We start from the raw sequence: 12431 nt of genomic DNA on the forward strand, positions 1-12431 counted from the left end.
TGTGTCATGCAGCGCAAATGGCTTCAGCGGGCCGGCAATGCAATGGTTTGCCTGCGAAAGCCGGCTTTGCTCAGATCCTTCCACTCTTCCACACAACTCTGCCGATGACGACCACCTCGCTCGCGGCGCAGTCGATCGGACGATAGGCGGGATTGTCGCTCAGCAGCGCGATCCGCCCCGGCCTCGCCGTTTCCAGACGTTTCACCAGGACCATGTCATCTAGGCGGACGACGTGGATGCCGTCACGCAAGGGGCTGGGCCGCGAATCGACCAGGATCTCGTCGCCGTCGCGCAACGTCGGCTCCATCGAATCGCCGGTGACGTGAATCGCGGACAAGGCCTTGGCATCGAGCCCCATCTCGCGCAGCCAGCGAGCGGAAAAGCGGAACGTATCGAACGCGGCCTCGGCATCGGCATCCGCCCCCGGCCCCGCCGATGCGCCCAACGAAAGGCGCGGCACTTCGATCCAGTCCCTGAGCGGCTGTTCACGCCCTTCGGCATAGGAAAATTCTGGCGGCGCGCCCAGTTCCGCCTCGCCGACACCAAAAAAGCGGGCCAGTGTGGCGCGATCGGTCTCCTCCAGTTTGCGCGGACTCCGCTTGCGCACGAATTGCTGCAGATAGCTGGGGTTTTTGCCGAGCATTCGCGAAAGCTGCGACAAGCTGACTCCGCGCAACCCGGCGAGGTCGAGCAAGCGCTGACGAGATGGGTCGAGTTCCATATGAGAAGCATAGGCGTAGGAAAAATCCTAGACAAGTAGGATTTGAGGCGGAACATATCATGAACTTCTTCACGATTCGCTATTGGGAGGCCTCATGCTGCTACGACGTATCGAAATCTTCCTGCGGGAAACCGATATGGCTTGGACCAAATTCGGTCGTCTCGCGACGCACGATCCCCGCTTCGTCGCCGACTTGCGCAACGGCCGCTTGCCGCGCCCCGATACCGAGGCACGGGTGGACGGCTTTATCGCCGGGTACCGCGCCGCCCTGCCCGTGGAGACCCGCCATGCTGGTTGATCCCGAACAGTCGCGCGCGCTGGTGGCGAAGCTGAGGGCAAAGGGGCATCGCGGAGCTTGGCTGGCGATCCTTGCGCAGATGCTCGCGATCGCCGCTGGCAAAGGCACGCTGGTCAATCACGAAGAACGCGCTTGGGCCAGCGCGACCTTCGAGGGTTCGCGCCATCATTTCATGCTCGAGTTCGAGGGCATCGATGCCGTCGCGCTTGGAGAAACCCTGATCGAACGGCTGCCCGATCACGAATTCGCTATTCCCGGCCATCTCGTCGCAGACGCCACGATCGTCTCCGTGGAGCATTCCCTCGCGGGCCAGCCCAGGATGCGAGTCGAGAGTGAAATCCTGCTCTTGCACGAAGACTGACCGCCAGAGCCGTCAAACCTGCTTCGAGAGCGTCTTGATCGTATGGTTGAGGATCTCGTCGTTCTCGGAGTAGTCCACCGGGCAATCGACCAGATGGACCCCCGGCGTATCGCGGCAGTGCGCCAGGGTTTCGGCCAGGTGCGCTGCGCTTTCGATCCGGTATCCGCTCGCGCCATAGCTTTCGGCATACTTCACGAAGTCGGGGTTGCCGTAGGTCAGGCCCCAGTCCTTGAAGCCCATGTTGGTCTGCTTCCAGCGGATCATGCCGTAGGAGCTGTCGTTCAGCACGATGACCGTGAGATTGAGCCCGAGGCGCACCGCGGTCTCCATCTCCTGGCTGTTCATCATGAAACCGCCGTCGCCGCAGATCGCCATGACCTTGCGCTCGGGATAGAGCATCGCGCTCATCATCGCCGAGGGGAGCCCCGCCCCCATCGTCGCCAGCGCATTGTCCAGCAGCACGGTGTTGGGTCGATAGGCGGTGTAGCCGCGCGCGAACCAGATCTTGTAGACGCCGTTATCGAGGCAGATGATCGCGTCGTCCGGCAGGCAGTCGCGCACCTGCTTCACCAGATGCGGCGGGAAGATCGGGAAGCGAGCATCCTCCGCCAGCTGGCGGGTGTGTTCGACCTCGGCCTTGCGGAAGGCCAGCATGCGATCGAAGTTCCACGCGCCGGAAGGAACGATGTCTTCCTTGATCTGCCAGATGGCATTGGCGATGTCGCCGATCACTTCGATCTGCGGGAAATAGACCGGATCGACTTCGGCGGTATTGGTCGAAACGTGGATGACGGTGCGCTTGTCGTGCGTCGCACCATCGTTGTGCATGAAGAACGGCGGCTTTTCGATCACGTCGTGGCCGATGTTGACGATGCAGTCCGACGTCTCGATCGCACCGTGAACGAAATCGCCCGACGAAAGCGCGGCGCAGCCCAAAAACTTGGGATGCCGCTCGTCCAGCACGCCCTTGCCGAGTTGGGTCGTAAGGAACGGGATGCCGGTCTTCTCGACGAATTGCGCCAGCATGCGGCTGGTCATCGTGCGGTTGGCACCGGCCCCGATCACGAGCACGGGATTCTTGGCATTTTCCAGCGCGACCACCGCTTGCCGGATCGATTTCACATCGGCGGCCGGGCGGCGCACCGTGCTGCGCTTGACCGGAAGCGAATCCGTATGCTCGTCGGCGATGTCTTCGGGCAGTTCGATATGCGAGGCGCCGGGCTTTTCCTCTTCCGCGAGACGGAAAGCCTCGCGTACTCGGCTCGGAATGTTGTCCGAGGACGCCATCTGATGCGCGTACTTGGTGATCGGATGCATCATCGAGACGACATCGAGGATCTGGAATCGGCCCTGCTTCGATTTCTTGATCGGCTTCTGGCCAGTGATCATCAGCATCGGCATACCGCCCAGCGTCGCGTAGGCGGCGGCAGTGACCAGATTGGTCGCGCCAGGGCCCAGCGTCGCGAGGCACACACCCGTCTTGCCTGTGTGCCGCCCATAAGTCGCGGCCATGAAACCGGCACCCTGCTCGTGCCGGGTGAGGATCAGCTTGATCTTGTCGGAGCGGGACAGGGAATCGAGGAAATCGAGGTTTTCTTCGCCGGGAACGCCGAAAATGTACTCGCAGCCCTCTTCTTCGAGACATTGAACGAAGAGATCAGAAGCCTTGGTCTTCCCACTGCCCGACATGCTCGAATACCCTTCCCGTTTCCCCTTGCCGGGCGGGCCTAACAAAAGGGTTTGAGCAAGTCACCGGCAAAACAGTTAGGGGATTTCGCTGGCTCAATAGCCTTTCTCGAGGTCGACCACCGAATCCAGCGGCACGCCATCATGCCAGCGTGAAAGGTTCTCGAGAAAGCGCCCCGCCGCCAGTCGATAAAGCGAATCTTGCGACTGGCCGGACAAGTGCATGGAGATCTGCACACCGGGGTGAACCCAAAGCGGATGGTCGGCGGGAAGCGGCTCGGGATCGGTCACGTCGAGGAAGGCCGCCCCGACGGATCCTGCATCCAGTGCCGCAAGCAGCGCGTCCTGATCGATCACCGCTCCGCGCGCGATGTTGATGATGCTGGCTCCGGGCTTCATCGCGGCAAATTCCGCAGCGCCGAGCATTTTGTCCGTCGCGCTGGTCGCGGGGACGGCGACGACGATCCAGTCGAATTCGCCCAGCTTGCCGCGCCATTCATGCTCGCCCAGCACGCCTGGCGCCGGCGTCCGGCGCGCTTCGGTCACTTTCGCACCGAGCGCACGCAGCAGTTCGGCAACCCGGCTGCCGATTCCGCCGGCGCCAAGCACCAGCCCTTGCGCTCCTTCGATCTGGCCACGGCCCGGCGGTTTTTCCAGCCACTCGCGGCGATCCTGCGCGCGCACGACCTCGCGATAGCCCTTCGCGACGCTGAGCATGCCCATCAGCACGTATTCGGCAATGGGACGGGCATTGAGCTTGGCGCCATTGGTAAAGATCACGCCCCGCTCGCGCATCAGATCGAGCGGGAAACCTTCTACCCCGGCGGCCATCGTATTGAGCCAGCAGGCGTTTTCGGCTTTGGTGTAGGCCTCCAGCGTATGGTGAAAATCGAAGGTGTCGAACCACCCGATCTCGACGATCGGCGCGATCTCGAGAAGCGCGTCCCCATCGGCGAACCAGCGCGGCTCCACCCAGGCGGGCAAGGTATCTCCCAGCAAAGGCCGAAGCCGCTCGTTGAGAGCCACCGATGTGCGCGTCACTGGCGCGCGTGTCCTTGGATGACTTCGCGTAGCTTCTGACGCAAACCGTCGGGGAAATCGGATGCTACGAGATCATCGATCTTCCAGGCGCCGTCTTCGCGGACGAGATGGAAGGCGGCTTTATGCTCCGCGCCGGGAAAGACGACGATCCGCACATTGGCGTTGGCGGTATTGCCGGTGACAGTCGATTCGAACACTTCGGTGCTGAACGTGCTCGCGTCCCAGTCCTGGCATTGGCACAGCCAGTCGGCTCCGCTCAAGTCATCCGCTTCGTTCGCGGGAAGCGTGGCATGCCAGCGTTCGACGAGTGCTGCCAGGTCCTTGCTGAAGATCGGCCGCTCCCACGCCGGCAGCGTCGCTTCGAGATCGTCGGTGTCGGCAAAGTACGGCGCGTAAAGGGCGTCGATCGCGGCTTCCATCTCGGGATCCCCCGCCAGCACCGGAGCCGGCGCGAGCAGCGGCGACACACAGATCAGCAACTTTCTCATATCGCGCTCTCTATCTCGGTTTTAGCCAGCCTGCCCGATCACGCACCGATTTTCCATTCCCAACCGAGCGGATCGCCATCCATCACTTCGACGCCTTGCGCGGCGAGCTCGTCGCGCAGGGCGTCGGACGCGGCAAAGTCCTTCTCCGCTCTCGCGGCCTTGCGGCGTTCGAGCACCGTTTCGATGTCGCCTTCGGAAAGGCTGACCGCGCTTGGCCGGAGCCGCAAGTCGGCGCGTGTCTTGCTGAACAGATCCAGCCCGAGCACCCGATCCATGCGTTCGATGACGGCCCGCTTGGCGCCGAGATCGACCTTTTTCATCGCCAAAGCCTCTTCCACGACCGTCAGCGCGACCGGAGTGTTGAGGTCTTCGGAGATCGCGGCCTCGAACGAAGCCAGCAGCGGTGCCAGCTTCGGATGCCCTGGATCCCCGGCTGCGACATCGGCCAGCTTTTCGCTCGCCATCAGCATGCGCTTGAGGCGAGTCAGAGCCGCGCCAAGCCCTTCCCAGGAGAACTCCAGCTCGGACCGGTAGTGCGCCTGAAGGCACATCATCCGGTACGCGAGCGGGTGGTAGCCCTTGTCGATCAGCAACTGCAGACGAAGGAATTCGCCCGAAGACTTGCTCATCTTGCCCGACCGCTCGACGAGGAAGTTGTTGTGCATCCAGAAGCGCGCGCCCGAATTTTCGACCGCGTCGAGGCCATTGGTGCAGCAGAACGCCTGATTCTGGGCGATCTCGTTGGGGTGATGGATCTCGCGGTGATCGATACCGCCGGTGTGAATGTCGAACGGAAAGCCGAGCAGGTCGCCCGACATCACCGAGCATTCGAGGTGCCAGCCGGGTGCCCCCCTGCCCCACGGTGAATCCCATTCCATCTGCCGCGTTTCGCCCGCCGGAGTCTTGCGCCAGATCGCGAAGTCGGCGGCGTTGCGCTTGCCCTCGACCGCGTCGATGCGGCCCTCCCCTTCCTCGGTCACGGCGCGCGCCAAACGCCCGTAATCCGCGACGGTCGAAACGTCGAAGTAGAGCCCGCTCGCGAGCTCGTAGCAGTGCTTCGGCGCGATCGTCTCGGCGAATTCGAGCATCTGCGGCACGTAATCTGTCGCGATCGACCACTTCGCCGGTTGCCGGATATTGAGCGCGGCGATGTCCGCCCAATAGGCCTCGGTATAGTGCTTGGCGATGTCCCAGATCGACTGCGACTTCGCTGCCGCCATCTTCTCCATCTTGTCCTCACCCGCATCCGCGTCGTCGGTGAGGTGGCCGACATCGGTGATGTTGATGACGTGGGTGACGTCGTACCCCTTGAAGCTCAGCGTTCGCGAGAGCACGTCGGCGAAGACGTAGGCACGCATATTGCCGATGTGCGGGTAATTGTAGACCGTCGGCCCGCAGGTATAGACGCGCGCCTCGCCGGGATGGACCGGCTCGAACCGCTCGAGCGACCGCGTGAGGCTGTTGAACAGTGTGAGGGAAGCGACTTCAGACATCTGCCGCGCCTTATCCCGCCGCGAAGCAAGGTCAAGAGAGAGCCGTCAAGCAGACCTCGCCAGGTTATCTGAAAAAGTTGTGCTCATTTTGGGCTTATTCGGCGGATTTTAGTATCCGTCGCCTTGGGAGAGTAATATATCCCGCAAAGGAATCCCATGGTGCGAAACCTTATGCATACGTTGCGATTTGAATCGAACAAGTGTCTCGTACACATGGCGCTTTTCATTCTGATGCTGGTGCCTTTTCCCGCTCATGCCGAGTGGCGAGAGGCCTCGAGCGATCATTTCGTCATTTACGGCAATCAAAGCGATGCCGAGATCCGCACTTTCGCCGACAGGCTGGAGCGCTATCATGCGGCCCTGCGTTTCGTGACGACCGTAAAAGCGGAAAAGCCCAGTCCTTCGAACCGCCTTACCGTCTACGTCGTCTCATCAGATCGCGAGGTTCAGGAACTCTACGGCACGCAATCGAGCATGCTGAAGGGCTTCTATGTGCCGCGAGCAGGCGGTTCGATCGCGATCGCGGCGAACGACGAGAATAGAAAGGGTTTCTTCGATCTCTCTCCCTCGATGTTCTATTTGCTCCATGAGTACGCACACCATTACACCTTATCGACAAACGCCTTTCCCTGGCCGAAGTGGATGTCCGAGGGGGTTGCAGAGTTCTTTGCCGCCGCCAAGTTCGAGCGGGACGGGACTGTCTCGGTGGGCCGCCCCTCACAGCAGAGAGCAGCCGAACTGGCCTGGGCCGAAACCGTACCGATCGAGGAAATCTTTGATGCGGCGCTTTATGCCAAGGGCGCCGGGGCCAAGAAGGCCTACGATGAATTCTACGGCCGCTCTTGGCTGCTCTATCATTACCTGAGCTTCGAACCCGCGCGCAAAGGCCAGTTGGAGACTTATCAGAAGAGCCTGGCACGCGGTCGCACGTCGCTGGAAAGCGCGAAGCAGGCGTTCGGCGACCTCAAGGTGCTCGACCGCGAGTTGGACAGCTATCGCAAGCGTCGCAAGTTGTCTGCGTTCTTTCTCACGCCTGAGAAGCTCACGGTCAGCCCGATCACAGTGCGCGAACTCGGCAAGGGCGAAGCGGCGGCCATGCCCTTGCAGATGCGCTCGCGTGTCGGCGTTGACGACGAGCGCGCCGAAGTTCTGGTCGCGAAAGCCCGCCAGCTCGCGAAGCTTTATCCTGACGACCCGGCCGTGCTCTCGGTGCTGGCCGAAGCCGAATTCGATGCTGGCGACGATGCGGCCGCGATCGCCGCTGCGGACCGTGCGCTCGCAATCGATCCTGCGCGAGTGAACGCTTATATCCAAAAGGGCTATGCCTTGTTTCGCATTGCCGAAGACGCTTCGGACGCGGATAGCGCGGCGGCGTATGCCCAGGCTCGCAGACCTTTCATCGCGCTCAACCGGATCGAGAACGATCACCCCCTGCCGCTAATTTACTTCTACCGCAGTTTTGTCGAGCAAGGGCTCGCGCCGAGCGATATCGCCAAGCAGGGCCTTGCCCGCGCCGCGCAACTCGCGCCGTTCGATATCGATTTACACATGACGTTGGCGATGATGTATTTGCGCGATGAAAAGCTCGACTTCGCACGAAGCGAGCTGCGACCGGTCGCCTATGCCCCGCACGGTGGCGGTTTCGCGACGATGGCGCAGACGATCCTGGCAGGGATCGAGAGTGGAACGATCAAGGGGGGCCCGAGCTTCGATCCCACGTCCTACATGCCACATCTCGAAGATGCTGAATCGGAGACCCCCGATACCCTCACCGCCGAAGGTTAACCGCGGTGCCCTATCAATAGCAACGCGACGCCGCCGGTGATCAGCGCGAACCCCGCCCACTCGTGCCTCGCCAGGTCCTTGCCCGACACGCGCCGCGACAGCAGCGCAGCCAGCGGCATCTCGACGAGGCCGAGCGTGCGCACATTGGCCGCGTTCGTCAGCGAAAACGCCAGGAACCAGCCCGCCGAGGCGAGCGCGCCCAGAAACCCAGCGCCGATGCTGACCCGCCATTCGCGCAGTGATCCGGCGAAGGCGGCGCGATCGCGTACCGCCAACCACACGCCGAGCAGCAGCGTCTGCACCCCCAGCGAAATCGCCAGCATCAGCAGGCTGCGCATCACGAACGAGCCCGAGGGCAGCGCCTCGATTGCACCGCGAAAGGCAATCGCGGACAACCCGAAGAATGCGCCCGAACTTACGCCGATCGCAGCGGGGCGCAGTTCCCCCACCAGCTTGCCGAGTTGCGAGGGGGGTGTCGCCGCGAGGATGACGCCGGTCGTCACCACCGCGATCGCCACCCAGCCCAGTGCCGTCGGCATTTCGCCGAGCAGCACAACGCCGAATAGGGCGACCAGCACCGGCTCGGTCTTGATGTAGGCATATGCAACGCCGAAGCCGCGTGCTTTCATCGCGACGAGCATCAGCGCCGTGGCCGCGATCTGCGACGATGCGCCGAGCACGATCCACCCGGGCGATGCTACCTTAACCGGCGGTAACGGCTCGCCGGTCGCCAGCGTTGCGGCGATCAAGAAGATGACCGCGAACGGCAAGCCGAATACGAAGCGCACTTGCGTCGCGCCGAGCGTGCCGATCCGCTTGGTCAAGCCCGCTTGCGCCGAATTGCGCAGGACCTGCGCGGTCGCCGCCACGAGGGTGAATGCGACCCACAGTGCGCCCGTCATAGCCTAGCCCAGGAACGTGACCTGTTCGTCGAGCGGCACGCGCTCTCGCTCGAAATTATTGACCGGGTGATCGGCATCGCGCCAGCCGATCGCGAGCCCGCAGAACAGCAGGGTATCGTCCGACAGTCCGAGGTGCGTCTTGATCGTGCGCCCGTACATGCCCATCCATTCCTGCGGGCAGGTATCGAGACCCTCGTCGCGGGCCAGCAGCATGATCGTTTGCAACCACATGCCGACGTCCGACCACTGCGGCTCCTTCATCATCTTGGGAAAATGCGCGAGCAGCAGCACGGGCGCGCCGAACGAGGTGAGATTTCGTTGGGAGAAGTCGGACCGCTCTTCCGAGTCCCCGCGCGCGATCTCCATCGCGCCGTACATCGAAGCGCCGACCGCCGAGAGACGCTGCTGATACTTCTCGACCGCGCCGGGAGCCGAAAAATCGTATTCCATCGGATCGTCCTGCGGGCTTGCCAGCAGCACATCCTGCAGCGCCTTCAGCGGTTCGCCGCGCAGCACGGTCGCTTCCCAGGGCTGGAAATTGCATCCCGAAGGCGCCATCCGCGCCGCCTCGAGCATGCGGACTACGGTTTCGTGCGGTACCGGCTTATCAAGGAACGCCCGCACCGAGCGGCGCGTCGACACGGCTTCGTACACGTTCAAGTTTCAATTCCCCAATATCTGTCAGCTGCAAAGTTCTGCGCGTCGAGCGCATATCTAAAGGTTTGATCGAAACGCCGCACACCAACTTGAACTTGCCAAATCGCCTCGTTCGAATGTGTATGGTTCTGAAGTTTGAACATTATCGCGACAGTTTGGCCTTGCACCCGGCCATTTCGCGTACTGCTATGACCGTTCCCGTCCCATTCAATGTTACGTACAACGACCAACTCATTCCTCCTCGAAAAGGCCTGCAAGCTGCTCGATCATCGTGCCGCCGAGCTGCTCGGCGTCCATGATCGTAACGGCGCGGCGATAGTAGCGGGTGACGTCGTGGCCGATGCCGATGGCGACGAGCTGGACCGGAGACTGCCGTTCGATCCATTCGATCACGCGCCGCAAGTGGGCTTCGAGATATCCCGCGCTGTTCACACTGAGCGTCGAATCGTCCACCGGCGCGCCATCGGAAATGACCATCATCACCCGGCGATCCTCTGGTCGTGCGAGCAGTCGCGAATGCGCCCAAAGCAGCGCCTCGCCGTCGATATTTTCCTTGAGCAACCCCTCGCGCATCATCAGGCCGAGGTTCTTGCGCGCACGGCGCCAGGGCTCGTCCGCCTTCTTGTAGACGATGTGGCGCAAGTCGTTGAGGCGGCCGGGATGCTGCGGCTTGCCGCCCGCCAGCCAGGCCTCGCGGCTCTGCCCGCCCTTCCAGGCGCGCGTCGTGAAGCCCAGGATCTCGACCTTCACGCCGCAGCGTTCCAGCGTGCGCGCCAGCACGTCGGCACTGATCGCGGCGATCGAGATGGGACGGCCACGCATCGAGCCGGAATTGTCGATCAGCAGCGTGACGACCGTGTCCTTGAACTGGACATCGCGTTCGACTTTGTAGGACAGCGATTGCCCGGGCGAGACGACCACGCGAGCGAGCCGCGCGGCATCGAGCAGGCCTTCTTCCTGATCGAAATCCCAGGACCGGTTCTGTTGCGCCATCAGCCGGCGCTGCAGCCGATTGGCGAGCCGCGTGACGACGCCCTGCAGCCCCTTGAGCTGCGCATCGAGATAGGCGCGCAGGCGAGTCAGCTCTTCGTCGTCGCACAAATCGGACGCGGCCGTGATCTCGTCGAACTTTTCGGTGAACACCTCGTAGTCGAAGCTGTCGGGAATGTCGGTCCAGGGACGATTGGGGCGGACCGGCATCATGCCTTCTTCGCCATCGTCCCCGGCTTCGCCGTCTTCCATTTCGTCCGACGCGTCGCTTTCGGACTCGCTCTCGCCCTCGTCCTGCCCTTCGCTGGGTTCGGCGGCCACTTCGCCGGGCTGCTGCTCCTGCCCCTGGTCGTCGCCGGCCTGCTCTTCCTCGGTCTCCTCGTCGCCGTCCATGTCGTCGGCGTCGTCGGGTTCCTGCGGCACGTCCTCGGCCCGCGTCAGCTCCAGATGCTGCAACATGTCGAGCGAGAGCGACTGGAACGCCTGCTGATCGTCGAGCCGATCGGCGAGCGCGTCGAAATCGGCGGCGGCGCTGCCCTCGATCCATTGGCGCAGCATCGCCACGCCCTTCTCGGCCACCTTGGGTATGGCTTGCCCCGTGAGCCGTTCGCGCAGCAGCAGGGAAAGCGCGGTCGGGATCGGCACTTCGTCGGCCGCGGCCGCTCGTGCGATCGGGTCCGAAGCCATCCGCACATCCATCGAGGCATCGAGGTTGGCGCGGATGCCCGAATAGCCATTGGCACCGAGCGCTTCGTATCGCACCCGCTCTACCGCATCGTAGCACGCCCGCGCGATCGGATCGGTCGGTGCCGAGCGCGCGTGCACACCCTCGTTATGATGACGCAGCTTGAGCGCGAAGCTGTCAGCAAAGCCGCGCGCTTCCATGGCCGCGCCAAGCGGCAGGCTGCGCCCCGGCATCGGCACGCGAAACTGCTTGCCCGCGGCGGCGGGAGCTTCGGCAGTCCAGTTGACGTCGACCTCGGCATCGTGCGCGAGGGCGCGGCTGGCGCCGGTCAGGACGGACTTGAAGCGATCGGAGGGGGATTCGTCGGACATCGCCTCCCCCGCTAGCGCATGCGTCGCGCAGGCTCAAACGCTGCGGCGCACAATCGCGTTGCCCGAAGGGGGGCGGGGGCTCCTCCCCTACCCCGGCACCAATCCGGTCCCGACGCAAGGAACTCGTCACCCTGAACGTGTTTCAGGGTCCATTTCTCCTCGCGCGCCGGCAATTCGGGGGGCGGGATGCACGCTGAAACGCGTTCAGCCTGACGGTCGGAAGGTGGGGGCGTCGGTTTAAGCTTCCTAGATTGTCTGACCGGTCTTGGCCCAGTCGGCGAGGAAGCCTTCGATGCCCTTGTCGGTGAGGACGTGCTTGAACAGGCCCTTGATGACCGCAGGCGGCGCGGTCATCACGTCGGCCCCGATCCGGGCGCATTCCAGCACGTGCACGCCATGGCGGATGGAGGCGGCCAGGATTTCGGTTTCGTAGGCGTAGTTGTCGTAGATCAGCCGGATGTCGCGGATCAGGTCGAGTCCGTCGAAGCCGTTGTCGTCGTGCCGGCCGATGAAGGGCGAGATGAAGCTCGCTCCCGCCTTGGCGGCGAGCAGCGCCTGGTTGGCCGAGAAGCACAGCGTGACGTTGACCATCGTTCCGTCGCCGGTGAGCTTCTTGCAGGTCTTGAGGCCGTCGATCGTGAGCGGCACCTTGATGCACACATTGTCCGCGATCTTGCGCAGCACTTCGGCCTCGCGCATCATTTCCGCGTGATCGAGCGCGACCACTTCGGCGCTGACCGGCCCATCCACGAGACCGCAGATTTCCTTGGTCACTTCCATAAAATCCCGCCCCGACTTGTGAATCAGCGAGGGATTGGTGGTGACGCCGTCGAGCAGTCCGGTCTCGGCCAGCTCGGCGATTTCCTTGGTATCGGCGGTATCGACGAAGAATTTCATGTCAGCTCCCGGAAGCGAATCGCGCCGGACGCTATAGGGTTATGACCTCGTGCGGG

At 62.9% G+C, this 12431-nt stretch carries 12 protein-coding genes; 3 read left to right on the forward strand and 9 right to left on the reverse strand.

Annotated elements, in window-relative coordinates:
- Positions 1-70: 70 nt before the first annotated feature.
- The gene (locus GQO94_RS01080; RefSeq protein WP_156839293.1) at positions 71-721 is read right to left on the reverse strand and encodes a S24 family peptidase; all 651 of its coding nucleotides are present in this window, start codon (positions 719-721) and stop codon (positions 71-73) included.
- 94 nt (positions 722-815) lie between these two features.
- Between GQO94_RS01080 and GQO94_RS01085 the strand changes: the two genes are divergently transcribed.
- Positions 816-1019, forward strand: coding sequence for a hypothetical protein (locus tag GQO94_RS01085; protein ID WP_156839294.1), 204 nt, complete (start codon positions 816-818; stop codon positions 1017-1019).
- Complete coding sequence (locus GQO94_RS01090) at positions 1009-1380, forward strand: hypothetical protein (RefSeq protein ID WP_156839295.1); 372 nt, start codon at positions 1009-1011, stop codon at positions 1378-1380. Before GQO94_RS01085 ends, GQO94_RS01090 begins: the two co-directional genes overlap by 11 nt.
- Positions 1381-1392: 12 nt before the next feature.
- Here the strand turns inward: GQO94_RS01090 and GQO94_RS01095 are convergent, their stop codons facing one another.
- From GQO94_RS01095 to cysS, 4 genes are all read right to left on the reverse strand, one after another.
- The gene (locus GQO94_RS01095; protein ID WP_156839296.1) at positions 1393-3069 is read right to left on the reverse strand and encodes an acetolactate synthase large subunit; all 1677 of its coding nucleotides are present in this window, start codon (positions 3067-3069) and stop codon (positions 1393-1395) included.
- 93 nt (positions 3070-3162) lie between these two features.
- Positions 3163-4107: a D-2-hydroxyacid dehydrogenase gene (locus tag GQO94_RS01100; protein WP_156839297.1), complete on the reverse strand. Its 945-nt coding sequence runs from the start codon at positions 4105-4107 to the stop codon at positions 3163-3165.
- Entirely contained in the window at positions 4104-4595 is a 492-nt protein-coding gene (locus tag GQO94_RS01105) for a DUF3828 domain-containing protein (RefSeq protein ID WP_156839298.1), read from the reverse strand. The genes GQO94_RS01100 and GQO94_RS01105 overlap by 4 nt, the downstream gene beginning before the upstream one ends.
- A gap of 38 nt (positions 4596-4633) precedes the next feature.
- The gene (cysS, locus tag GQO94_RS01110; protein WP_156839299.1) at positions 4634-6088 is read right to left on the reverse strand and encodes a cysteine--tRNA ligase; all 1455 of its coding nucleotides are present in this window, start codon (positions 6086-6088) and stop codon (positions 4634-4636) included.
- A 213-nt stretch (positions 6089-6301) separates the two neighbouring features.
- Between cysS and GQO94_RS01115 the strand changes: the two genes are divergently transcribed.
- On the forward strand, positions 6302-7873 hold the full coding sequence (locus tag GQO94_RS01115) for a DUF1570 domain-containing protein (RefSeq protein WP_156839300.1): 1572 nt from the start codon (positions 6302-6304) through the stop codon (positions 7871-7873).
- Here the strand turns inward: GQO94_RS01115 and GQO94_RS01120 are convergent.
- From GQO94_RS01120 to fsa, 4 genes are all read right to left on the reverse strand, one after another.
- Positions 7870-8775: a DMT family transporter gene (locus tag GQO94_RS01120; protein WP_156839301.1), complete on the reverse strand. Its 906-nt coding sequence runs from the start codon at positions 8773-8775 to the stop codon at positions 7870-7872. The genes GQO94_RS01115 and GQO94_RS01120 overlap by 4 nt on opposite strands.
- A 3-nt stretch (positions 8776-8778) precedes the next feature.
- Positions 8779-9429, reverse strand: coding sequence for a nitroreductase (locus GQO94_RS01125; RefSeq protein ID WP_232332721.1), 651 nt, complete (start codon positions 9427-9429; stop codon positions 8779-8781).
- Positions 9430-9663: 234 nt separating this feature from the next.
- Positions 9664-11478: a cobaltochelatase subunit CobT gene (cobT, locus tag GQO94_RS01130; protein WP_156839303.1), complete on the reverse strand. Its 1815-nt coding sequence runs from the start codon at positions 11476-11478 to the stop codon at positions 9664-9666.
- A 246-nt stretch (positions 11479-11724) separates the two neighbouring features.
- Positions 11725-12375, reverse strand: a complete 651-nt coding sequence (fsa, locus tag GQO94_RS01135) for a fructose-6-phosphate aldolase (RefSeq protein ID WP_156839304.1) — start codon at positions 12373-12375, stop codon at positions 11725-11727.
- Between the last annotated feature and the right edge of the window lie 56 nt (positions 12376-12431).

The sequence above is a fragment of the Novosphingobium aquimarinum genome (assembly GCF_009746585.1).
Classification (GTDB): domain Bacteria; phylum Pseudomonadota; class Alphaproteobacteria; order Sphingomonadales; family Sphingomonadaceae; genus Novosphingobium; species Novosphingobium aquimarinum.

Coding starts and splice junctions, on each gene's coding strand:
- GQO94_RS01080 (WP_156839293.1), bottom strand. CDS start 721: ATGGAACTCGACCCATCTCGTCAGCGCTTGCTCGACCTCGCCGGGTTG.
- GQO94_RS01085 (WP_156839294.1), top strand. CDS start 816: ATGCTGCTACGACGTATCGAAATCTTCCTGCGGGAAACCGATATGGCT.
- GQO94_RS01090 (WP_156839295.1), top strand. CDS start 1,009: ATGCTGGTTGATCCCGAACAGTCGCGCGCGCTGGTGGCGAAGCTGAGG.
- GQO94_RS01095 (WP_156839296.1), bottom strand. CDS start 3,069: ATGTCGGGCAGTGGGAAGACCAAGGCTTCTGATCTCTTCGTTCAATGT.
- GQO94_RS01105 (WP_156839298.1), bottom strand. CDS start 4,595: ATGAGAAAGTTGCTGATCTGTGTGTCGCCGCTGCTCGCGCCGGCTCCG.
- cysS (WP_156839299.1), bottom strand. CDS start 6,088: ATGTCTGAAGTCGCTTCCCTCACACTGTTCAACAGCCTCACGCGGTCG.
- GQO94_RS01115 (WP_156839300.1), top strand. CDS start 6,302: ATGGCGCTTTTCATTCTGATGCTGGTGCCTTTTCCCGCTCATGCCGAG.
- GQO94_RS01120 (WP_156839301.1), bottom strand. CDS start 8,775: ATGACGGGCGCACTGTGGGTCGCATTCACCCTCGTGGCGGCGACCGCG.
- cobT (WP_156839303.1), bottom strand. CDS start 11,478: ATGTCCGACGAATCCCCCTCCGATCGCTTCAAGTCCGTCCTGACCGGC.
- fsa (WP_156839304.1), bottom strand. CDS start 12,375: ATGAAATTCTTCGTCGATACCGCCGATACCAAGGAAATCGCCGAGCTG.